This is a genomic window from Terrihabitans aquatilis, from assembly GCF_052542005.1.
The window spans coordinates 803,963-823,909 of sequence record NZ_JBOCUO010000003.1 but is presented as its reverse complement, the minus strand read 5'-3'; the positions used below and the strand labels follow the sequence as shown (position 1 = coordinate 823,909).

Sequence of the window (19,947 nt, the reverse complement as noted above, 5' to 3'; positions counted from 1 at the left end):
GACGTTTTCAAGACGCGATGGCGGGCCCGTTTGAGGTTGGCGCACCCGTGCGTTGACACCCCTGCCCTTACCGAGGAGTCTGACGAACGCCAATGGAGGAGCGTCATGAACGTCGCGGATCTTCTGTGTAGAAAAGGCCCTCGCATCCTCAGCGTAAAGATGGACGAACCCGTCGAAACGGCCGTCCGTCTCCTCAGCCGCGAAAACATCGGCGCGCTGGTCGTCAAGGACAGCGTCGGGAACGAAGCCGATACCGTCGTGGGCATGTTTTCGGAGCGCGACCTCCTGCATGCCATCGCCCTGCAGGGCCCGTCGATCCTCAAGAAACCGATCGGCGAATTGATGTCCCGGCGGGTCATCCACTGCACGCCGAAGGACAGTCTGGCCCATGTGTTGAACCTCATGGACCAGCATCATGTGCGCCATCTGCCGGTGCTCGAGGAGCATCAATTGATGGGCGTCATCTCGATCCGCGATTTCATCGCGCTTCGTCTGGAAGAATTGCAGTCTCATTCGGCCAGTCCCTGAAACGAAAAAGCCGGATGCGGGCCACCGCATCCGGCTCTCTATGTGTTGAGGCGGTCAGCCAACAGTTCCCGGTTCGGGTGCTTCCTCAGGCTTATTCCGGATCTTGTCGATCAGAGCCGACAGAAGCGGCCAGAAAAGCATGAGCAGAGCAAAGCTCACGAGACCGCCGACCAGCCAATTCGACCAGAACACGCTCACGTCGCCCTGCGACACCAGCATCGCCTGCCGGAACGCGCTCTCCGCCATGTCACCGAGAACCAGCGCCAGCACCAGCGGAGCCAGCGGATAGTTCAGCTTCTTGAACACATAGCCAAGCACGCCGAACACCAGCATCACCGCGATATCGCCGACGGCATTGTGCACCGTGTAGGCGCCCACCGCGCAGATCACGAGAATGACCGGAGCGATGATCGAGAACGGGATGCGCAGGATCGAGGCGAAGATCGGAACCGTTGTGAGGACGACCAGAAGGCCGGCCAGATTACCGAGATAGATGGAGGCGATGAGGCCCCACACGAAATCCGGCTGCTCCACGAACAGGAGCGGTCCCGGCTGAAGGCCCCAGATGAGAAGGCCGCCGAGCATCACGGCCGCCGTCGGCGAACCGGGAATGCCGAGCGTCAGCATCGGAAGCAGCGCCGACGTGCCGGCCGCATGGGCCGCGCATTCCGGTGCCACCACACCTTCCAGTTCACCCGTTCCGAAGAACCGGCCGCGCTTCGACATGCGCTTGGCAAGGCCATAGCTCATGAACGAGGCCGGGGTCGCGCCACCGGGCGTGATGCCCATCCAGCAGCCGACGACGCTGCCACGGATCGCCGTGACCCAATATTTCGGCAGCGTCTTCCAAGTTTGCCACACCACCGTGGGCGAGATCTTCGCCGACTTGCCGCGGAAAGCGAGGCCTTCCTCGATCGTCAGCAGGATTTCACCGACGCCGAACAGGCCGATAACCGCGATCAGGAAGTCGAAGCCGCGCAGCAATTCCATGGACCCGAAGGTCAGGCGCAACTGCCCGGTCACGGTATCGAGGCCCACAGCTGCCAGCGCGAAGCCGAGCATCATGGCGGACAAAACCTTGAATGGCGATTCCTTGCCCATGCCCACGAAGGAGCAGAACGTCAGAAGATACACCGCAAAGAATTCAGCCGGACCGAATTCCAACGCGAAATCGGCAATCACCGGCGCCAGGAAGGTCAGCAGAAGCACCGCCACCGTACCGCCGAAGAAGGACGAAGTGAAAGCGGCCGTCAACGCCTGACCCGCCTGCCCTTTCTGCGCCATCGGGTGGCCGTCAAAGGTGGTCGCAACCGACCAGGGTTCGCCCGGAATGTTGAACAGGACCGATGTGATGGCGCCGCCGAACAAGGCTCCCCAGTAGATGGAGGAGAGCATGATGATCGCCGACACGGGCGACATGGCGAAGGTCAAAGGCAGCAGAATGGCCACGCCGTTGGCCCCGCCGAGGCCCGGCAGAACGCCGATGAGAACGCCCAGGGTCACGCCCAGGAACATGTAGAAAATATTCCAGGGATCGGCGAGCACGCCGAACCCCCCAATCAATGACATAAATGCGTCCACGGTCCCCTCCCGCGGCAGGGCTCATTGGCTCCCGCCGTCAATTTTTCTTATTATCGCGAGGCCGCCGGCCAATATTCCGGCGGCCTGGGTTCGTCGGAGAACTCAGAAGCCCAACGCGGCTTCGATCGGTCCCTTCGGCAACGGCACCAGGAACCAGACCTCGAACATCATGAACAGGAAGGCCGGCACGCCGATCGCGACAGGCGCGATGATCATCGGGTTGTATTTGCCGATCCACGCCATGAAGAACGCGATGAAAATGGCCGAGGCCACGTAGATGCCGAGAAACGGGATCAGCGCGACATAGACAGCGGTGGGGATGAACACCCGCAGCACGGACGAGAGCTGGCTGCGTTCGACGAAGGTGTTCAGGTCGGGACTCTTGGAGATGATCGACATCACCATCGTGATCCCGCTGGAGATCAGCATGATCAGCCCGATATAGAATGGGAAATATCCGGCCTCGGGTCCGTCGGACGCCCATGCGGCGCCAACCCGCACGGAATCCCACATCACGACCGCGCCTACGAGGACAAAGAGGCCTGCGACCACCGCGTCCACGGCGCGGGTCGAGACTGTGTATTGGCCGGGATCGCCGGCCGATTCATGTGACATGTTTCCGCCCCTCAAAAGATCGTTTATCGACGCCGGCTCTTCGTGGGCCGGTTTCATCAGGTAAACCGCACCCCGATTTTGGGTCGGGGTGCGCAGACCGGATCAGCTCTTTGTGAAGCCGGCCTTGGTCATCAGATCCTGGTGGCGTTCAGAGGCTTCCGTGAGCCATTTCTTGAAGTCGTCGCCCGTCAGGAACGTGGTGTTGAACGCACCCTTGGACATGAAGTCCTTCCATTCGGGCGTTTCACGAACCTTGTTGAAGAGGTCGACGAAGTACTGCTTCTGCTCGTCGGTCACGCCCGGGGGCATGAAGATGCCGCGAAGCATCAGATAATCGACGTCCAGCCCCTGCGACTTGCAGGTCGGGATGTCTGCCCAGCCCTGCGTCTCCGTCACCTTTTCGGTGTAGGGCATGGTCTGGTCGTCGAAGACGCACAGGGGGCGCAGCTTTCCGGCGCGCCAGTGCGCCACGGCCTCGATCGGATTGTTCACGGAAGATGTGACATGGCCGCCGACGAGCTGTGCCGCCACGTCGCCACCGCCCTTATAGGGCACGTAGGTGATCTTGTGGCCGGTCACCTGCTCGATGGCTGCCGTGATGATCTGGTCTTCCTGCTTGGAGCCGGTACCAGCCATCTTGAACTCATTGTTCGCGCCGGCCTTGAGCGCGGAGAGATAGTCCGCGGCCGTCTTGTATGGGCTCTCGGCATTGACCCACAGCACGAATTCATCGAGCGCCAACATCGCAACCGGCGTGAGGTCTTCCCACTTGAACGGAATGCCCGTCGCGAGCGGCGTCGTGAAGAGGTTCGACAGGGTGATGATGATCTTGTGGGGGTTGCGGTTCGACCCCTTGGCATCGAGGAAGCCCTCGGCACCCGCGCCGCCGGACTTGTTGATGACCACCAGCGGCTGCGGCATCAGATTATGTTTCTGAATCACGCCCTGCAGCATGCGGGCCATCTGGTCCGCACCGCCGCCCGTTCCTGCCGGAACGATGAATTCGACGGTCTTTGTGGGCTCCCAGGCAGACGCCGAAAGAGGAGCCATGGCAAATCCAGCGACGCACGCAGCCGTCAGCCCACGCGCAAAAAGCCCGTTAAATGAAATCATTTTGTTTCTCTCCCAGACGTCTGCCGCTTTTTTTGTGCGTCGAGCGCGGAACGGCTTCGTCGATATCTGCCCGGATGCCGGGCGACGGGAGAAGTATACGGGATGCCAAACTTATGGCAACAGCGCGTTAGCCTTTAGTCGAAGGTAAAAACAAGGGCGGCATTGTCCGGTTCGCGCCGCCCCTTGCGCCGTGCCGAGGCCCCTAGCTTTTCACGTGAAGAACGATCTTGCCGATGTGCTGGCTGGACTCCATCAGCGCGTGCGCATCGGCGGCCTGATCCAGCGGAAATTCCTTGTAGATGACCGGGCTTACCGTCCGCGTCTCAAGCAGCGGCCAAACCTGATCACGCAGTTTTGCGGCGATGGCGGCCTTGTCTTCCACCGGGCGGGATCTCAGGGTCGAGCCCGTCAGAACGAGGCGCTTCATCATCACGGGGAAGAAGTTCAGGCTGACCTTGGGACTCTGCAGGAAGGCGATCGAAACGTGGCGGCCGTCCTGTGCCATAACGGACAGAGTACGGGCGATGTAATCGCCGCCGACCATGTCGAGCACCACATCGACACCGCGGCCCCCGGTCTCGGCCTTGATGACTTCGACGAAATCCTCTTCCTTGTAATTGATCGCCCGGTCTGCTCCCGCATGCTCGCATGCCGCACATTTTTCGGCGCTGCCCGCCGTGGTGAAGACGTTCGCGCCAAAGGCTTTGGCGAGCGGGATGGCCGTCATTCCGATGCCCGACGAACCCCCGTGGACGAGGAAGGTCTCGCCCTTCTTCAATGCGCCGCGGTCGAACACATTGCTCCAAACCGTAAAGAAGGTCTCGGGCAGGGCCGCGCCCTCGGCAAAGGAGAAGCCGCTGGGAAGCGGAAGCACCTGCGCTGCGGGCACCACGGCATATTCCGCGTAGCCTCCACCCGCGAGCAGCGCACACACCCGGTCGCCGACCTTGAAGTCGCTGGCGTCATCACCCGTGGCGGCCACGATCCCGGCCACCTCGAGCCCTGGGATATCGGTCGTGCCGGCCGGCGGCTCATACTTGCCGAGCCGCTGCAGCACGTCGGGACGGTTGATGCCCGCCGCATGCACTTCGATGAGTAGTTCACCGGCGCCCGGCGCGGGAACCGGCCGCTTCGTGGGCGTCAGCACTTCCGGGCCGCCGGGCGAAACGATCTCGATTGCTGTCATCGTGTTTGGCAGGGACATGCTCTGGCTCCGCTCGGTTGGTGTTGCTGTGCGCTAGCGCGAATCGCGATCCGGGGAAACCGATCACGCGAGAAAAACGCGTCAGATGGGCCCAGCACAGGCCCGTGGCCCTTCAAGAAATGAGAAATCGGTTGGCAAACATGATGTTTCGGTTGCGGCCCGCGATTTCGGGCTCTATACCCCGCCCCGCTGGTGTCGGAGTGTAGCGCAGCCTGGTAGCGCACCACGTTCGGGACGTGGGGGTCGCAGGTTCAAATCCTGCCACTCCGACCAGCCATTCCCGCCCATTCATCGCCTTGCTGTGCTAGCAATGCGCGATGGTGGAGAAACTCTCCTTCGATCGTTCGCATCCCGGCCCCTACGGCCAGGCCATAGTCCTGTCGCCGCTTGTGCGGCGCGTGGTGGCCAACAATCCCGGCCCGATGACGTTCACCGGCACCGTTACCCACATCGTGGGCCGCGGCCGCGTCGCGATCATCGACCCGGGGCCGGACGATGGGGATCACCTCACCGCGCTTCTTGCCGCCACGGCGGGGGAAACCATCAGCCACATCGTCGTCACCCACACCCACCGCGATCACATCGACGGCGTGGATGCACTGCGCCAGGCCACCGGCGCGATCATCGTCGGCTGCGCTGCGAAACGGGCCGGTGTCGATGAGGCCGCCTATGCCCCCGCACTCACCCTGGATCATGGCGATCTCGTCGAAGGCGATGGCTGGACGCTGGAAACCGTCGCCACGCCCGGCCACACCCCGGAGCATCTCGCCTTCGCCCTGCGCGGGGAAAATGCCCTCTTCTGCGGCGATCACGTGATGGCGTGGTCGACGAGCGTTGTCCTGCCGCCCGAAGGAAAAATGCGCGCCTACAAAGCGTCGCTGCGCCTCCTGCTGGAACGGGACGAGACGACCTATTACCCCGCCCATGGCGCCAGCATCGCCGACGCAAAGCCCTATGTCGCGGCTCTTCTCGGCCACAGGCACGATCGCGAACGGCAGATCGTGGGCGTACTCCGCACGGCGCCAGCCGGCGTCGACGACATCCGTGTCGCTCTTTATCCGAATCTGGCGCCCCCGCTCACCGAGGCGGCGCGGCTGTCCATCCTCGCCCACATCGAGGAATTGCGTGATGAGGGGCTCGTGGAGATCTTCCCGGAGGGAGCATCCCTCCGCTATCGGCTCACCTAGTTCAAGGCTGCGGCCAGATCCGTCACGAAGCGCCGGATAAGCCGTGCATTGCTGCCGAAATCTCGCTGCCCCCAGCGCAGCGCGCTACGAACATCGATTCGCGCTCCGCCAGTTGCCGGCCTTATCTCGATCGACACGTCCTGCGGCAAACGCAGCACCGGTGTCGTCGCCACCGCTTCGATTCGCCAAACCGCGCCATCCATATCCGTGCCCAGAACGCGCCAGCCACGCGTGCCGACCAGTTCCCGCGCCACGGAGAAGACCTCCTCGGGTGGAGTGGCGATCTGGAGCGGCGCGATGTCGGGATAGGCCTCCGTCTGGACGGCAGCGGATTGTACGGGATAATCGGCAGGGTTGTCCTGCGCCGTCCGTTCTCCGGCGCTTCGCAGGAAGGCCGGCGGGCTGGCAGGGTCGGTCGCAATATCAGAGATCGCCGGAAGCCGCCAAAACATCGTCGCGTAGCCGACCGGCGCTGCCAAAACGACCAGGCCTGCAAGCGCACCTATTATTGCCGCCCCTCCCCCTCGCACGCCTCGCCACCAGATGACTGCAAAGGCGGCAAGGGACAGCACGATGGCCAGCACGGCCAGAAGTCCGGCGGCTCCCAACGACGCGACGCTGGCGACCGGCTCCAGACGATCCGAACGCTGCGCGAACACCGCGACGATTGCGACCGCGACGGAAAAGCAGCCCAGACGGCGCGACCAAATCGCGGTTCTGGCATAAGGCTCATAATCGGAGGCGCGAAATCGATTATTCACCGGCCTCTCCGAAAGACCCGGCCGCGGCTCTTGCGACGGCGGTGCGCCAATGGTTCAACGCGATGCTCATTGTTGCGGAGGAAAGCACATGGATCGGCACGTCGTTCTTCCTGGAGGGGAAAAGGTTCCGGCTCTCGGCCAGGGCACGTGGTTCATGGGCGAGCGGTCCGACCGGCAGGCCGACGAAGTCGCCGCCATCCGTCTCGGCATAGAGCTTGGCATGACGCTTGTCGACACGGCCGAGATGTACGGAGATGGCGGGGCCGAACTCATGCTTGGCGAAGCATTGGACGGTCTTCGCGATGACGTCTTCCTGGTCAGCAAGGTTTATCCGCACAATGCCAGCTTTGCCGGTGTCCAGGCCGCCTGCGAGCGCAGCCTGAAGCGTATGAAGACGGACAGGATCGATCTATATCTCCTGCATTGGCGGGGCGGCGTTCCCCTTGAGGAGACCGTGCGCGCCTTTGAGGAGCTTCAGGAGGCCGGAAAAATCCGCCATTGGGGCGTCAGCAATTTCGACACCGACGATATGGAAGAATTGCTCGATGTCGTGGGCGGCGAAGCCTGCGCCGTCAATCAGGTGCTCTACAATCTGACCCGCCGAGGACCCGACTTCGATCTCCTGCCATTTCAGCAGAAGACCGAAATCCCGATCATGGCCTACAGCCCGATCGAGCAGGGCCGCCTTCCCGTGCAAGGCCCTCTCTCCGAGATCGGCGTGAAATATGGTGTAAGCCCTTTCCAGGTCGCACTCGCCTGGCTGCTTCGCAGGCCGGACGTCATCGCGATCCCGAAAGCATCATCGCTCGAGCATGTGCGGGCCAATCGCGCAGCCGCGAACCTGATCCTGGATGCGGACGATCTGGCGGCGTTGGACCGGGCGTTTCCGGCGCCGACGCGCAAGCGGCCCCTCGAAATGCTCTGAAAAAGTACACGTCCCTGCCCGCAAAGAGTGATTGATCATTATGGCTGAATCTCAGGGCGCGCCGGTGTGTGGCGGGTGCGCGGGGCAAGACGTTCCCGTTGCAGAGCAGCTCGCGGCCAAGCGCGAGACTGTCATTGCCGCGCTTCGCGCAGCCGGCATCGAAACCAAGGTCCAACCTTGCGTGGACGCCCACGGAGCCGGACGCCGACGGGCAACCGTGCACGCCCGCAGGAGTGACGACAGGGTGCTGCGCGTCGGCTTCGCCGAGGCGCGCTCCCACCGCATCGTTGATCTGGCCGACCATTCCTGCCCCATTCTGGTGCCCGCGCTGCAGAACGCAGCAGAGCCGGTGCGGGCACTGGCACGGCATCTCGGCGCGACCAAGGCTCCGATCGATGCGGTGCTGACGGTCACCGAGGCCGGGCTGGACGTCGATCTGCGCGGCGTGGGCAAAGTGCCCGACAAGCTCAGGCTGGGCCTGGGCGAACTGGCCGGGCGGTTCGATCTTGCCCGGCTCTCACTTCACGGCGATGTCGTGATTGAGTTGCGGCCGCCGATGGTGCGGTTCGGCAAAGCGGAAGTCGTCCTCCCGCCCGGCGGCTTCCTGCAAGCGACCTTGCTCGGAGAAGAGGCACTGGCTGGCCTTGTGCTTGAGGGCGTCGAAGGAGTGAAACGGGTGGCCGATCTGTTCAGCGGGTCAGGCACATTCGCGCTTCGCCTTGCCGAGAAGGCCGAAGTGCGCGCAGCGGAACAGGACCGCCCGGCGCTTGCAGCGCTCGACCGCGCCTGGCGGCGCACACCGGGCCTGAAGAAGATCGAGAGCGAGGCGCGCGATTTGTTCAGAAGGCCCATGATGGCTGCGGAATTGAAAAATTTCGATGCCGTGGTGTTCGACCCGCCCCGCGCGGGCGCTGAACATCAAGCCCATGAAATCGCAAAATCCGTGGTCAAGCGTGTCGTGGCGGTGTCGTGCAATGCCCAAAGTTTCGCGCGTGATGTGCGCATCCTGATCGACAGCGGCTTCAAGCTGGAGACCGTGACGCCGGTGGACCAGTTCCGGCATTCGAGCCATGTCGAGATTGTCGGGCTTCTGGCTCGCTGACACGCAGAATGGCGTCCGCGTTTGCGAGCCTTAATTCCTGGTGATCTGATGAAGCGCGCCGCCCGATGAGATCTTCGGTGGCGGCGCACCGGCTGTCACGGAATATGTCACGTTGTGCTCGATGCCATGAACATCGAGAGTGGATGCACCGGCAAAGGTCAGCTTGACCCGATTTTGCGCTCCCGCCACTTCGACGACTGCGCCGTCGGCCGAACGCACGACGGTTTCGACCTCGTTCTCGGTGGCATCGACGGATAGCTTGGCCGTTTCACCGCCGACGACCTTGTGCCGAAGACCGTTGACGGCCAGATCGACCGCCTTCTCGAAACGAAGCTTATGGGCGTTTCCCTCAACGAAGATGTGGCCGCATGCGCCCGTCAGGCGGATATCGTTCTCCGACCCATAGATCCCGACGTCGCCGCCGTTGCAGGCAATGTCACGGCTGATGCCAACGCCTTCGATCACCAATTCCTCAGCACGCGCACTTGTGCATGCAGCAGCGGCAATAAGGGCAATGGCCGCTGGGAAACGGTACACTCTGGTGATCACGAGAAACGTCCTTTGCTTGCAGTCCTATCAGAGCCATTGGGCCTTGCCGTCCTCGAACATGAGAGCGCGCCCCTGAATGATGTCCTGATTGGGCAGGTCGAAATTCGGCATGCCCGTCAGCAGGCCGAGCAGAACACGGGCCACGCCGCCATGCGTCACCGCGAGCGTCGGCTGCCGAAGCTCGCCCAGCCAGGTTCGCACGCGGGCTGACAGCATTTCATAACTTTCGCCCGAGGGAGGCACAAACGCCCATTTCCCGGCTTCGCGGGCAGCGGCGCCGGCGGGGTCGTGCACACGAACCTCGGGCCAGGTGAAGCCGGCCCAATTGCCGAACGTCAGCTCCATCAGACGGGAGTCCATGCGGTAGCCGGATGTCGGGAGGTCCATGGCGCGGCGCATGATCTCCATCGTCTCCCGCGTTCGGCCGAGAGGACTGGCGACGAAGTCGAAGCCAAGCACGTCCGGACGCTGCTTTTTCAGGAAACGTCCGACAGCCTCGGCCTGCGCACGGCCGCGACCATTGATGGGGATGTCCTTCTGCCCCTGCAAACGGCCCGCAGCGTTCCAATCCGTCTGGCCGTGACGGACGACGCAGATGGGAAAGCGGGCCATGGCAGCCTCAAACGACGCTGATGTCGGGGGCGTTCGGGTTCTTCATGCCGACGATGTGATAGCCGCTATCGACGTGATGGATCTCGCCCGTCACGCCACGTCCGAGATCGGACAGGAAATAGAGGGCCGCATCGCCAACTTCCTCGATCGTCGTGGTGCGGCGCAGGGGCGCGTTCAGCTCGTTCCATTTGAGGATGTAGCGGAAATCGCCGATGCCCGAAGCCGCCAGCGTCTTGATGGGGCCGGCCGAGATGGCATTGACGCGGATGTTCTTTTCACCGAGGTCGGCCGCGAGATAACGGACGCTGGCCTCCAGCGCTGCCTTGGCGACGCCCATAACATTGTAATGGGGCATCCACTTCTCGGCGCCGTAATAGGTAAGCGTCAGCAGCGATCCGCCCTTGTCCATCAGCTTCTCGGCGCGTTGTGCGATGGCCGTGAACGAATAGCAGGAGATGTCGAGCGTCTTGGTGAAATTGGCAGCCGTCGTATCGACGTAACGCCCGGTCAGCTCGTCCTTGTCCGAAAAGGCGATGGCGTGAACCACGAAGTCGAGGCGCCCCCAACGAGCCTCCACTTCCGCGAACACCGCGTCGATCGTTGCCGGGTCGGTAACGTCGCAATGACCCATCAGGGTCGCGCCGATTTCCTGCGCCAGCGGTTCCACGCGCTTCTTAAGCGCATCTCCCTGCCAGGTCAGGCCGATATCGGCACCCTGATCGGCACACGCCTTGGCGATGCCCCAAGCGATCGAGCGATTGTTCGCGAGGCCGAGAACCAAGCCTTTTTTGCCGGCCATCAGGCCCTGGACGTCACGCATAGCTCTTCCGGGAAATAGGGGGTCGGGTGGGTCGTATCGCATGGGTGCGAAGAGGCTTCAAGCACCTGTGATTAACCATTGCTGCGAGGGTCGTAGGGCGCCGTTTCGCGCATCTTTTCGGCGAAGGCCTCAAGTTCCGTATCCTGATGCCGTGGCAGCACGATCCGGAGCGACACCAGAAGATCGCCCGCCAGCCCGGTCTTGCCGGCAAGACCCTTCCCCTTCAGCCGCAATGTGCGGTTTCCCGAGAAATGACGCGGCACGTTCAGATCGACAGTACCATCCAGCGTCGGCACGCGGACCTTGCCGCCCAGCACAGCCTCATAAAGCGTAACCGGCACCTCGACGCGGACATTCTGCCCGTCCGCCCGAAACTGGGGATGCGGTTCCACGCGCACGCTCACCAGCGCATCGCCGGGCGCACCACCATAAACCGAAGCAAGCCCCTGACCTTTCAAGCGGACGGATTTTCCCTCGGGTAGCGCGGCCGGGATCGAAACTTCGAGTTCCTTGCCCGTCGGCAGCACCACCCGCGTTTTCGTCCCGCGTGCCCATTCGACGAAGGGAAGGGACACATCTATCGCCACATCCTCGCCGGCGGGCGCCTGCCCCCTCTGCGCTCGCCCCTGCCCCCGGCCACCGCCAAAGCTCGTGAAAAGGTCAGAGAAGAGATCTTCCGCCGAGAAGCCGCTTTGCCCACCCGAGCGATGGGAAAAATTCTCGAAGCCACCAGCACCACCCGACTGGAAGCCGCCGCTGCGAGAGCCATTCCCGAATCCCTGGAAGCGGGGCTTGCCATCGGCATCAATCTCGCCGCGATCGAACTGCGCCCTCTTCTCGTCGTCGGACAGCAATTCGTATGCGCTGCTGATCGAAGCGAACCGCTCCTGCGCTTTTGGATCGTTGGGGTTGCGGTCCGGATGATGCGTTTTAGCGAGGCGCCGAAACGCCTTCTTGATTTCGGCCGCGGGCGCCGATTTTGCGACGCCGAGAATGTCATATGGATCGCGCATGCGCGTCAGTTACCCCGAAAGCGTGAGTTCACAAACTCTTCTGCTGGGGATGTAACTAGCTGTTGCTGAAATGCAACATCTACAATGTGGCCCGGGTCGTGGGGGCGATGTCCCATTGGCCATCGGCATTCAGGCAGGCACGACCGTTGAGGCGCACCTCCTGACCGTTCTCCATGCGCGTGGCAACAAAGTCGCGGCAGGTCTTCCCTGCATCGGTCACGGCCGGGGCGACCGGCGCAAAATTGCCGCGCGTGCCGGTGTCCGGATTGGCCCAGGGAACCGGCGCCCCGGTCTGGTTGCTCGTCAGCGCAAGACCAAGCGCTCCCCGGGCGTATCCCCAATCCGCCTGTGCGACGGGAGAATTTCCTTGGGTTGCCGGCGCAAGCGGTGCGCGCTCGACCGCAGCGGAACGGCCGGTTCCGGGCAAACTGCCCGTGACGTCCGGCTTGCTGCTACTCTTGCTGTCGCCCATCAGCGCACCCATCGGCATGCTGCATCCACCCAAGGCGAGCCCAAACAATGTGAGGGCGATCAAGCGCTTCGAATCGGGACGCGGCAAACGTGATGGGCTATACATGCGTTCCGCACTCAAGATGCTTCGCAGGCGATCCGCGCACCATGCACGAACTCGATTCAATTGGACACCCTGAACCCTTAACAAAGGATGACTTCACCTTTGCTGAGGAACCGTTTCTCCTCTTCCAGCAATGGCTTTCGGAGGCGGAGGGATCAGAGGTCAATGACGCCAATGCGATGGCGCTGGCAACCGTAGGACCGGACTTTTTGCCGGATTGCCGCACGGTGCTACTCAAGGGCTTCGATGCGGGCGGATTTGTGTTCTACACGAATTCCGACAGCGCAAAAGGCGAGCAATTGGCGGCCAATCCGCAAGCAGCACTGCTGTTTCACTGGAAATCGCTTCGCAGGCAGGTCCGCGTCAGGGGCTCCATCGAAAAGGTGTCTCCGGAGGAGGCCGATGCCTATTTCGTCACCCGGCCGCGTCAGAGCCGCCTGGGCGCCTGGGCGTCGCAGCAATCGCGGCCTCTCGAGGACCGGGCGCTTTTCGAGGCGGCCTATGAGGATGTGAACACCCGCTACCCCGGCGAGGACATTCCCCGTCCGCAGCATTGGAACGGATACCGGCTTGATCCCTCCGCCATCGAATTCTGGCAGGACCGGCCGTTCCGTCTGCACGATCGCATCGTCTTTCGTCGCGCCGCGTCGGACCAGGCATGGGCCCGGTCCAGATTGTATCCCTGAGGGATTTCGATGAGCAATCGCCGCACTCTTCTTCTGACCGGCGCCTCGCGGGGCATCGGGCATGCCACCGTCAAGCGGTTTTCGGCGGCTGGTTGGCGAGTCATCACCTGCTCGCGGCATGCCTTTCCTGAGAATTGTCCCTGGGCGGCGGGGCCTGAGGATCATCTCCAGGTCGATCTGGCGGATATCGAGAGCACGCGTGCGGCCATCGTCGAGGTGCGCAAACGCCTTGAAGGCGGGATGCTGCACGCCCTCGTCAACAACGCCGCGATTTCTCCCAAGGGAGAGGGTGGATCGCGCCTCGGCACGCTGGAGACGAGCTTCGAAGACTGGACCCGCGTGTTCCAGGTGAACTTCTTCGCGCCGGTTCTGCTGGCCCGCGGATTGGTGGAGGAATTGAAGGCGGCGCAGGGCGCGATCGTCAATGTCAGCTCGATCGCCGGGTCCCGGGTGCACCCCTTCGCCGGCGCGGCCTATTCGACCTCAAAGGCAGCCCTCGCCTCCCTCACGCGGGAAATGGCGTCCGATTTCGGGCCGCTCGGCATCAGGGTGAATTCGATTGCTCCCGGCGAGATCGACACCGCCATCCTGTCGCCCGGAACGGAGAAGATCGTGGAGCAGATCCCGATGCGGCGGCTCGGCCGTCCGGAAGAAGTGGCCAGCGCCATCTATTTCCTGTGCGCCGAGCAATCCACCTACGTGAACGGGGCCGAGCTTCACATCAATGGCGGCCAGCACGTCTGACCGTCCGCCTCAAAGCCAGTGCTTCATGCGGAAGATGAGGTAGGGCACGACCGCCGAGGCTGCCATGGCCATCAGGGCCATGGGATAGCCAAAGCGGAAATGCAGCTCCGGCATCAGATCGAAGTTCATGCCGTAGATGGATGCGATCAATGTCGGCGGCATCAGGATGACCGAGACGATCGAGAACAGCTTCATGATGTCGTTCTGCTCGATGCTGACCATGCCCACCGTTGCGTCGAGCAGGAAGACGATCTTGTCGCCCAGATAGGACGTGTGGTCGCGCAGACCGGCTGCGTCGGTCATCATGACGCCGAGCTGCGAGCGCATGTCCTTGCCGAAGTTCATGCCCTCGAACTTGGCTGACAGGAATCCCACCATTCGGGAGATCGAGACGAGGCTTTCGCGGGTCATCGACAGCAGATCGCCCCTTCGGCCGATGTCGTGCAGCAGCGCCATGTAATCCTTCTTCTGGCGCGCGGGGGCGTGCTGGCGGGCGAAGATGCGGCGCGAGATCTCGTCCACCTCGGCGCCGACGCGCTCCAGGATGTCGGCGGTGCGGTCGATGACGGCTTCCAGCAGACCGACGAGCAAAGCCTCTCCCGTTTCAGGGCTGCGGGCCATCTTGCAGATGCGATTGCTGAACAGCTTCAGCACGCGTGGCTCGCCATGCCGAACGGTGACGAGGCGGCCGCGGGCAAGGACGAAGCCGACATTGACGAGACCGGGGCGGCCCTGCTGGGCGCCGGCCAGGATCGACGCCGTCATGTAGCGAACGCCGTCCTCGATGTAGAGGCGGCTCGACACCTCGATCTCGTTCATATCGGCTTCGGTGGGCACGGGCGCGCCGATGCAGGCTTCGACGGCCTTGTCCTCCTCCGGCGTCGGGCGCAGGAGGTCGAGCCAGATCGTTGTTTCGGGCAGCACGTCTCCGGGTGCCCAGATGGAGGGGATAAGGACCCCCGAGGTGACGGAATAAACCGTCAGCATCAGACGGGGTCGAGGGGCTCTGTGCCGGTCGGACGACCGGCCGCATCGGTTGTGATCTTTTCCACGCGGGCTTCGGCCGCCTTGAGCTGATTGTCGCAATGGCTCTTCAGCGCATTGCCCCGCTCGTAGAGCTCGATGGATTTCTCCAGCGGAACGTCACCGCGCTCAAGATCCGCGACAATGCGTTCAAGCTCGGCCAGGGCCTTCTCGAACGGCATCGCCGCGATGTCCGAATTCGCATCGGTCATGGATCAGCCCTTCATCAATTCCGTGACGTGGGCGGACACCGAACCGGCCAGGCCCTGCAAATCGTAGCCACCTTCCAGCACCGAAACCAGGCGGCCGCCGCACAGGCGTTCGGCGGAATCCATCAGCTTGCGCGTCACCCAGGCGAAATCGTCTTCGACCATGCGCAGGCTGGCGAGCGGATCGCGCTCATGCGCATCGAAGCCGGCCGAAACGATGATGAGCTCGGGCTTGAAATTGTCGAGCGCAGGCAGGATGCGGTTGGAGAAGGCGGCCTGAAGCGCCGAGCCGCCATCGCCCGGCGCGAGCGGCGTGTTGAAGATGTTTCCGGCGCCCGTCTCACGCTCCGCGCCGCTGCCGGGATAGAGCGGCATCTGGTGGGTGGAGGCGAACATCACGCTCGGATCGTCGTAGAAGATGTCCTGCGTGCCGTTGCCGTGATGGACGTCGAAATCGACGATGGCGACGCGACCCAGGCCGTGAACCTTCTGGGCGTGGCGGGCGGCAATGGCGACGTTGTTGAACAGGCAGAAGCCCATCGCCCGTTCCTTTTCGGCGTGGTGGCCGGGCGGGCGGGAGGCGACGAACGCGTTCTGAACATCACCATCGAGCACGCGGTCCACCGCCTGAAGGGAGCCGCCGACGCCGCGCAGCACAACCTCCCACGTCGAGGGCTCCATCATGGTGTCGCCGTCGAGATAGACGTAGCCCTCGTTCGGGCGGGCGCCTTCCAGCGCATCGACGTAGGCGTTGGTGTGAACGAGACGGGTGACGTCGACCGGTGCGACCTCGGCCTTCTCGCGCACGAGATCGCGGAACGCGTCCTGATCCAGCACCGCCTCGACGGCGCGATAGCGGTCCGGCCGCTCGGGATGGCCCGCCGATGTCTGATGATTCGCGAAGCTGGAATGATGGAGAAGCAGTGTCGTCACAGGGCAATGTCTCTCAGATGTCCGTTGCGCGGAGGAGACACTTTCCCGCCCCGGATGGCAACCGCAATAAAGGAATGGCACGGGCGGCTTAAGCCCACGCCCTGCGCCGAAAGCCCGCCATTGGCAGGGTGCTCGAGCCGGGCACTTGCCCTTTGGCTCCATCCTCGATCGAACCCCTGGAGGGGCGCGCGGGACGCCGGGAGATTGACCGCTCCCGCGGCGGTCTGGCTCAGTCTGTTTTTTGAGAGCCAAACCAGTTTTGCACTCACCGGGGAAAGCCTCTCTCGAGGCGTCCCGCGCGCGGTGTGTGAGGCTTGCTGTGCCGGACCTCCAGAGGATTAACTTGTTACCCTCTGCTGTAATCCCTCGACCGCCCTGGGGCGTTGGCACACCCCGTACGAACAGCCGCCAAGTGGATCGAGACGGACGTCCTCGCCGCCAAGAACCGGCACCTTGGGCCTCCGGACAGGGCTTGCGAATCCTTATCCGGCCACCGCACCCCCGGTCCGCATGGTCGACGCCTCTAGATGCGCCCTCCGCGACCGGAAGTGAGATTTGCTTAACAGATTATAGGAATAAAGTCAATATTATTCCTATCGTTAGAACACCACGAAGATCAGCGCGGCGATGGCGAAGCCCATCACGCTGATCAGGGTTTCCAGCACCGTCCACGTCTTCAGCGTGGTCTTCACGTCCATGTCGAAGAAGCGGCCCACCAGCCAGAAGCCGGAATCGTTGACATGGCTGGCGATGACCGAGCCCGCGGCCAGGGCAAGCACGATGGCCGCACGGTCCATTCCCTCATAGCCCGCCGCGGCAACCGCCGGCTGGACGAGCCCGGCAGCGGTGATGAGCGCGACCGTGGCGGAGCCCTGTGCGATGCGGAGCGCCGCCGCGATCACATAGGACGCGATGAAGATGTGCATGCCGAGATCGTTCAAGGCGCCCGCCAGCGCCGCGCCGATGCCGCTCTCGCGCAGCACGCCGCCGAACATGCCGCCGGCGCCCGTGATGAGCGTGATGGCGCAGATCGGGCCGAGCGCGCTGTCGACCAGCTTCTCGACCTCGAACAGACGCCGGCCGCGGCGAACGCCCAGCACATAGGACGAGACGAGCACCGCGACGAGAAGGGCGATCGGCGTCTGCCCGAGCCCGCGCGCCACCTGGAACCAGCGATCGCTGCGCTCGAACACGCCAGCGGCCGCAAGAAAATCCAGCCCCGTGTTCATGAAGATGATCACGAGCGGCAGGAGCAGCAGCAGAATGACGGTGGAGGATTTCGGCGGGTTCGGATCGCGTTCGCCCTGTGGGCCGCCGGTAAGGATATCCGGGACCTTGACCGGGATGCGGTCGCCGATCCACAGACCGAACAGGTAGCTCGTGACGTACCAGGTGGGCAGAGCGATGACCAAGCCGACCAGCGTGACGAGGCCGATATCCGATTGCAGAAGCTCGGTGGCGGCGACGGGACCCGGGTGCGGCGGCACGAAGACGTGCATGACGGAAAACGCGCCGGCGGCCGGAATGCCGTAGCGCAGCAGGCCGCCGCCCAGCCTTTTGGCCACCGAGAAGATGATGGGCAGCATCACCACGAGGCCGGCGTCGAAGAAGATGGGGAAGCCGAAGATGAGCGAGGCGACACCCAGCGCGAAGGGCGCCCGCTTCTCGCCGAAGAGCCGGATCAGATCATCCGCCAGAGCCTGAGCGCCGCCCGAGACCTCGACCAGCCGCCCCAGCATGGCGCCGAGACCCACCAGCAGCGCCACGGTGCCGAGCGTGGAACCGAAGCCGGAGATCAGCAGCGGCACCACCTTTTCCGGCGCGATGCCGGCGGCGAAGGCCGTGAGAAGGCTGACCAGGATGAGCGCCAGGAAGGCGTGCATCTTGAAGCGGATGATGAGGACGAGAAGGAAGACGATCGCGGCGGCCGCGATCAGGAGGAGAGGGCCGGCTCCGAGAGCAGGTGCTGCGGCGACTGGGTTCATCGGAAGCTTCCTGGCCTACGCGGCCCATGAATTTTTCTAGAGGGACAGATCTGGGTTCAACGTGCCGCGCTCTTCGGTGGCGCAGCCGTCTGGAGTTCGGACACGTCCGGACCGAGGCCGAGCGCCTGCAAGGCATTCGCCACGACGACATACGGCGGCACGCCGACATCGATCTTCACGCCATCCTCATCGTCGCCCAGCTCTTCGAGAGCGGAAAACTGGGAGGCGAGCAACGAAACCGGCATGTAATGGCCGACGCGCTTGGCCATGCGCGCCTCCACAAGCGCGGGAGACGCGATGAGCTCGACGAAGCGAACATGCGCATCCGCCTGGCGCAGCACATCGCGGTAACGGCGCTTCAGGGCCGAGCATGTGATGACGCTGCTCTGGCCGGCCCGTGCCTGCTCGCTGACCCAGTCACGGATCAGAACGAGCCAGGGTGCCCGGTCCTCGTCGTTGAGCGGGATGCCGGCCGACATCTTCTCGATGTTCGCCGGAGGGTGGAATTCATCGGCCTCGGCGCTGATCCAGCCCAGCCGTTCCGCCAGTATCTGAGCGATCGTGGTCTTGCCGACGCCGGACGGCCCCATAACCACCAGGCACAGGCTGCGATCCGCAGCCTCTGGACGCTCGGACATCGGGTTTCCTCCCGCCGGCTTGCCATGCCGGCCTTCTTCGTTCCTGCGCGGGCGCTGACGCCCGCCTGTTCAGACAACATCACCAAGCGCGCCCGCCCGCAAGAGGGGAATGGCGCCGTGCCAGGGCATTTCGCAGAGCGCCGCGCTGCTCTATGGAAACGGGCATGACCATGGACAATGCCCCTGCCCTCATCGAAAACGCCGCTGCCGCATTGCGCGCCGGACGGCTCGTGGCCTTCCCGACCGAAACCGTCTACGGCCTGGGCGCGGACGCCTCCAACGGCCGGGCGGTGGCGGCCATCTACGAGGCCAAGGGGCGGCCGAGCTTCAATCCTTTGATCGCGCATGTCGCGGAGGTGGAGCAGGCTTTCGCGCTTGGCACATTCGACGAGCGCGCACGTGCGCTGGCGGAGCGTTTCTGGCCGGGACCTTTGACGCTTGTAGTGCCTGCCGCCGCAGACGGGCCGGTGCATGAGCTGGCGCGCGCGGGACTGCCGAGCGTGGCCGTGCGGGTGCCGTCGCACCCTGTGGCGCGTGCGCTGCTGAACGCCTTCGGCGGGCCCGTGGTGGCCCCGTCCGCCAATCGCTCGGGCCATGTCAGCCCCACACGCGCCGAGCATGTGGCCGCCGACCTCGGAGAGCGCGTGGCCGCGATCCTCGATGGCGGGCCAACGGAGATCGGGCTCGAATCCACCGTGCTGCTCTGCCTGCCGAATGAACCCGTGCGGCTGCTGCGCCCGGGCGGGATTTCGCGTGCCGAAATCGAGGCGGTGCTGGGCGAGGCGCTGGGACAACGGCCCGACGACGTGCTGGCACCGGGCATGACGGCGCAACATTACGCACCCTCGGCCCGGGTGCGGCTGGCCGCGAGTGACGTGAACGAGGGCGAGGCGTGGCTGGGCTTCGGCCCAAATGCGCCGCTCGGCGGTCCTGGCATCGCCCACCTCAACCTCAGCCCGGCCGGCGATCTGACGGAGGCCGCGGCCAATTTGTTCGCCTATCTGCGCGAGCTGGATGCGCTAGGGCCGTCCACCATCGCGGTGGCGCCCATTCCGATGGACGGACTGGGCGAGGCGATCAACGACCGGCTGGGGCGCGCGGCGCTGCGCTGATGCCTTTACGGACGTGCGGCGAACTCTAAAGTT

At 63.8% G+C, this 19,947-nt stretch carries 22 protein-coding genes and 1 tRNA gene; 8 read left to right on the top strand and 15 right to left on the bottom strand.

Features of this window, described 5'->3' with window-relative positions:
• Window positions 1-105 precede the first annotated feature (105 nt).
• Window positions 106-528 carry a CBS domain-containing protein gene (locus ACQ6S1_RS14960; protein WP_445041999.1) on the top strand — a complete coding sequence of 141 codons (423 nt, stop codon included), beginning with the start codon at window positions 106-108 and terminating at the stop codon, window positions 526-528.
• Between the two features lie 54 nt (window positions 529-582).
• Here the strand turns inward: ACQ6S1_RS14960 and ACQ6S1_RS14955 are convergent, their stop codons facing one another.
• From ACQ6S1_RS14955 to ACQ6S1_RS14940, 4 genes are all read right to left on the bottom strand, one after another.
• Window positions 583-2,097 carry a tripartite tricarboxylate transporter permease gene (locus tag ACQ6S1_RS14955; RefSeq protein WP_445041998.1) on the bottom strand — a complete coding sequence of 505 codons (1,515 nt, stop codon included), beginning with the start codon at window positions 2,095-2,097 and terminating at the stop codon, window positions 583-585.
• 114 nt (window positions 2,098-2,211) lie between these two features.
• The gene (locus ACQ6S1_RS14950) at window positions 2,212-2,724 is read right to left on the bottom strand and encodes a tripartite tricarboxylate transporter TctB family protein (protein WP_445041997.1); all 513 of its coding nucleotides are present in this window, start codon (window positions 2,722-2,724) and stop codon (window positions 2,212-2,214) included.
• Between the two features lie 102 nt (window positions 2,725-2,826).
• Window positions 2,827-3,774 (bottom strand): Bug family tripartite tricarboxylate transporter substrate binding protein, encoded by a 948-nt coding sequence (locus ACQ6S1_RS14945; protein WP_445041996.1) that lies wholly within the window; start codon window positions 3,772-3,774, stop codon window positions 2,827-2,829.
• Between the two features lie 265 nt (window positions 3,775-4,039).
• Window positions 4,040-5,041, bottom strand: coding sequence for an NAD(P)H-quinone oxidoreductase (locus ACQ6S1_RS14940; protein ID WP_445041995.1), 1,002 nt, complete (start codon window positions 5,039-5,041; stop codon window positions 4,040-4,042).
• Window positions 5,042-5,237: 196 nt separating this feature from the next.
• Between ACQ6S1_RS14940 and ACQ6S1_RS14935 the strand changes: the two genes are divergently transcribed.
• Both ACQ6S1_RS14935 and ACQ6S1_RS14930 read left to right on the top strand, forming a co-directional pair.
• A tRNA-Pro gene (locus tag ACQ6S1_RS14935) sits at window positions 5,238-5,314 on the top strand.
• A 44-nt stretch (window positions 5,315-5,358) separates the two neighbouring features.
• A complete protein-coding gene (locus ACQ6S1_RS14930) occupies window positions 5,359-6,228 on the top strand; it encodes an MBL fold metallo-hydrolase (RefSeq protein WP_445041994.1) in 870 nt (289 codons plus the stop codon).
• On the opposite strand, the gene ACQ6S1_RS14925 is transcribed toward ACQ6S1_RS14930, so the two are convergent.
• Window positions 6,225-6,989, bottom strand: a complete 765-nt coding sequence (locus ACQ6S1_RS14925; protein WP_445041993.1) for a DUF1499 domain-containing protein — start codon at window positions 6,987-6,989, stop codon at window positions 6,225-6,227. The genes ACQ6S1_RS14930 and ACQ6S1_RS14925 overlap by 4 nt on opposite strands.
• 88 nt (window positions 6,990-7,077) lie before the next feature.
• Here ACQ6S1_RS14925 and ACQ6S1_RS14920 point away from each other — a divergent pair, with 88 nt between their 5' ends.
• Both ACQ6S1_RS14920 and ACQ6S1_RS14915 read left to right on the top strand, forming a co-directional pair.
• Window positions 7,078-7,914, top strand: a complete 837-nt coding sequence (locus ACQ6S1_RS14920) for an aldo/keto reductase (protein ID WP_445041992.1) — start codon at window positions 7,078-7,080, stop codon at window positions 7,912-7,914.
• A 40-nt stretch (window positions 7,915-7,954) separates the two neighbouring features.
• Complete coding sequence (locus tag ACQ6S1_RS14915; protein WP_445041991.1) at window positions 7,955-9,016, top strand: class I SAM-dependent RNA methyltransferase; 1,062 nt, start codon at window positions 7,955-7,957, stop codon at window positions 9,014-9,016.
• A gap of 30 nt (window positions 9,017-9,046) precedes the next feature.
• Here ACQ6S1_RS14915 and ACQ6S1_RS14910 read toward each other — a convergent pair whose 3' ends face one another.
• The 5 genes from ACQ6S1_RS14910 to ACQ6S1_RS14890 all read right to left on the bottom strand — a co-directional run bounded on the left by ACQ6S1_RS14910 (window position 9,047) and on the right by ACQ6S1_RS14890 (window position 12,500).
• Window positions 9,047-9,481: a DUF3060 domain-containing protein gene (locus tag ACQ6S1_RS14910; RefSeq protein WP_445041990.1), complete on the bottom strand. Its 435-nt coding sequence runs from the start codon at window positions 9,479-9,481 to the stop codon at window positions 9,047-9,049.
• 111 nt (window positions 9,482-9,592) lie between these two features.
• Window positions 9,593-10,177 (bottom strand): histidine phosphatase family protein, encoded by a 585-nt coding sequence (locus ACQ6S1_RS14905; RefSeq protein ID WP_445041989.1) that lies wholly within the window; start codon window positions 10,175-10,177, stop codon window positions 9,593-9,595.
• 7 nt (window positions 10,178-10,184) lie between these two features.
• Window positions 10,185-10,997 carry an enoyl-ACP reductase FabI gene (fabI, locus tag ACQ6S1_RS14900; protein ID WP_445041988.1) on the bottom strand — a complete coding sequence of 271 codons (813 nt, stop codon included), beginning with the start codon at window positions 10,995-10,997 and terminating at the stop codon, window positions 10,185-10,187.
• Between the two features lie 71 nt (window positions 10,998-11,068).
• A complete protein-coding gene (locus ACQ6S1_RS14895) occupies window positions 11,069-12,010 on the bottom strand; it encodes a DnaJ C-terminal domain-containing protein (protein ID WP_445041987.1) in 942 nt (313 codons plus the stop codon).
• Between the two features lie 79 nt (window positions 12,011-12,089).
• On the bottom strand, window positions 12,090-12,500 hold the full coding sequence (locus ACQ6S1_RS14890; RefSeq protein ID WP_445041986.1) for an RT0821/Lpp0805 family surface protein: 411 nt from the start codon (window positions 12,498-12,500) through the stop codon (window positions 12,090-12,092).
• Between the two features lie 128 nt (window positions 12,501-12,628).
• Between ACQ6S1_RS14890 and pdxH the strand changes: the two genes are divergently transcribed.
• Together pdxH and ACQ6S1_RS14880 are read left to right on the top strand one after the other, a co-directional pair.
• Entirely contained in the window at window positions 12,629-13,270 is a 642-nt protein-coding gene (gene pdxH / locus ACQ6S1_RS14885) for a pyridoxamine 5'-phosphate oxidase (RefSeq protein ID WP_445041985.1), read from the top strand.
• Window positions 13,271-13,279: 9 nt separating this feature from the next.
• The gene (locus ACQ6S1_RS14880) at window positions 13,280-14,014 is read left to right on the top strand and encodes an SDR family NAD(P)-dependent oxidoreductase (RefSeq protein ID WP_445041984.1); all 735 of its coding nucleotides are present in this window, start codon (window positions 13,280-13,282) and stop codon (window positions 14,012-14,014) included.
• 9 nt (window positions 14,015-14,023) lie between these two features.
• Here the strand turns inward: ACQ6S1_RS14880 and ACQ6S1_RS14875 are convergent, their stop codons facing one another.
• The 5 genes from ACQ6S1_RS14875 to ACQ6S1_RS14855 all read right to left on the bottom strand — a co-directional run bounded on the left by ACQ6S1_RS14875 (window position 14,024) and on the right by ACQ6S1_RS14855 (window position 18,802).
• Window positions 14,024-15,001 (bottom strand): magnesium transporter CorA family protein, encoded by a 978-nt coding sequence (locus ACQ6S1_RS14875; protein WP_445041983.1) that lies wholly within the window; start codon window positions 14,999-15,001, stop codon window positions 14,024-14,026.
• Complete coding sequence (locus ACQ6S1_RS14870) at window positions 15,001-15,249, bottom strand: exodeoxyribonuclease VII small subunit (RefSeq protein WP_445041982.1); 249 nt, start codon at window positions 15,247-15,249, stop codon at window positions 15,001-15,003. The genes ACQ6S1_RS14875 and ACQ6S1_RS14870 overlap by 1 nt, the downstream gene beginning before the upstream one ends.
• A gap of 3 nt (window positions 15,250-15,252) precedes the next feature.
• Window positions 15,253-16,179, bottom strand: a complete 927-nt coding sequence (locus ACQ6S1_RS14865; protein ID WP_445041981.1) for a histone deacetylase family protein — start codon at window positions 16,177-16,179, stop codon at window positions 15,253-15,255.
• A 599-nt stretch (window positions 16,180-16,778) separates the two neighbouring features.
• Window positions 16,779-18,164 carry a GntP family permease gene (locus ACQ6S1_RS14860; RefSeq protein ID WP_445041980.1) on the bottom strand — a complete coding sequence of 462 codons (1,386 nt, stop codon included), beginning with the start codon at window positions 18,162-18,164 and terminating at the stop codon, window positions 16,779-16,781.
• 56 nt (window positions 18,165-18,220) lie between these two features.
• Complete coding sequence (locus tag ACQ6S1_RS14855; protein ID WP_445041979.1) at window positions 18,221-18,802, bottom strand: gluconokinase; 582 nt, start codon at window positions 18,800-18,802, stop codon at window positions 18,221-18,223.
• A 152-nt stretch (window positions 18,803-18,954) separates the two neighbouring features.
• Between ACQ6S1_RS14855 and ACQ6S1_RS14850 the strand changes: the two genes are divergently transcribed.
• Window positions 18,955-19,914, top strand: coding sequence for an L-threonylcarbamoyladenylate synthase (locus ACQ6S1_RS14850; RefSeq protein ID WP_445041978.1), 960 nt, complete (start codon window positions 18,955-18,957; stop codon window positions 19,912-19,914).
• The last annotated feature ends 33 nt before the right edge of the window (window positions 19,915-19,947 follow it).

Bases quoted from the DNA above. Each gene is read 5' to 3' on its own strand.
- ACQ6S1_RS14875 (WP_445041983.1), bottom strand. From the start codon at position 15,001: ATGCTGACGGTTTATTCCGTCACCTCGGGGGTCCTTATCCCCTCCATC.
- ACQ6S1_RS14855 (WP_445041979.1), bottom strand. From the start codon at position 18,802: ATGTCCGAGCGTCCAGAGGCTGCGGATCGCAGCCTGTGCCTGGTGGTT.
- ACQ6S1_RS14880 (WP_445041984.1), top strand. From the start codon at position 13,280: ATGAGCAATCGCCGCACTCTTCTTCTGACCGGCGCCTCGCGGGGCATC.
- ACQ6S1_RS14850 (WP_445041978.1), top strand. From the start codon at position 18,955: ATGGAAACGGGCATGACCATGGACAATGCCCCTGCCCTCATCGAAAAC.
- ACQ6S1_RS14895 (WP_445041987.1), bottom strand. From the start codon at position 12,010: ATGCGCGATCCATATGACATTCTCGGCGTCGCAAAATCGGCGCCCGCG.
- ACQ6S1_RS14905 (WP_445041989.1), bottom strand. From the start codon at position 10,177: ATGGCCCGCTTTCCCATCTGCGTCGTCCGTCACGGCCAGACGGATTGG.
- pdxH (WP_445041985.1), top strand. From the start codon at position 12,629: ATGCACGAACTCGATTCAATTGGACACCCTGAACCCTTAACAAAGGAT.
- fabI (WP_445041988.1), bottom strand. From the start codon at position 10,997: ATGCGTGACGTCCAGGGCCTGATGGCCGGCAAAAAAGGCTTGGTTCTC.
- ACQ6S1_RS14960 (WP_445041999.1), top strand. From the start codon at position 106: ATGAACGTCGCGGATCTTCTGTGTAGAAAAGGCCCTCGCATCCTCAGC.
- ACQ6S1_RS14930 (WP_445041994.1), top strand. From the start codon at position 5,359: ATGGTGGAGAAACTCTCCTTCGATCGTTCGCATCCCGGCCCCTACGGC.
- ACQ6S1_RS14915 (WP_445041991.1), top strand. From the start codon at position 7,955: ATGGCTGAATCTCAGGGCGCGCCGGTGTGTGGCGGGTGCGCGGGGCAA.
- ACQ6S1_RS14920 (WP_445041992.1), top strand. From the start codon at position 7,078: ATGGATCGGCACGTCGTTCTTCCTGGAGGGGAAAAGGTTCCGGCTCTC.
- ACQ6S1_RS14870 (WP_445041982.1), bottom strand. From the start codon at position 15,249: ATGACCGATGCGAATTCGGACATCGCGGCGATGCCGTTCGAGAAGGCC.
- ACQ6S1_RS14940 (WP_445041995.1), bottom strand. From the start codon at position 5,041: ATGTCCCTGCCAAACACGATGACAGCAATCGAGATCGTTTCGCCCGGC.
- ACQ6S1_RS14955 (WP_445041998.1), bottom strand. From the start codon at position 2,097: ATGTCATTGATTGGGGGGTTCGGCGTGCTCGCCGATCCCTGGAATATT.
- ACQ6S1_RS14945 (WP_445041996.1), bottom strand. From the start codon at position 3,774: ATGGCTCCTCTTTCGGCGTCTGCCTGGGAGCCCACAAAGACCGTCGAA.
- ACQ6S1_RS14860 (WP_445041980.1), bottom strand. From the start codon at position 18,164: ATGAACCCAGTCGCCGCAGCACCTGCTCTCGGAGCCGGCCCTCTCCTC.
- ACQ6S1_RS14890 (WP_445041986.1), bottom strand. From the start codon at position 12,500: ATGCCGATGGGTGCGCTGATGGGCGACAGCAAGAGTAGCAGCAAGCCG.
- ACQ6S1_RS14950 (WP_445041997.1), bottom strand. From the start codon at position 2,724: ATGTCACATGAATCGGCCGGCGATCCCGGCCAATACACAGTCTCGACC.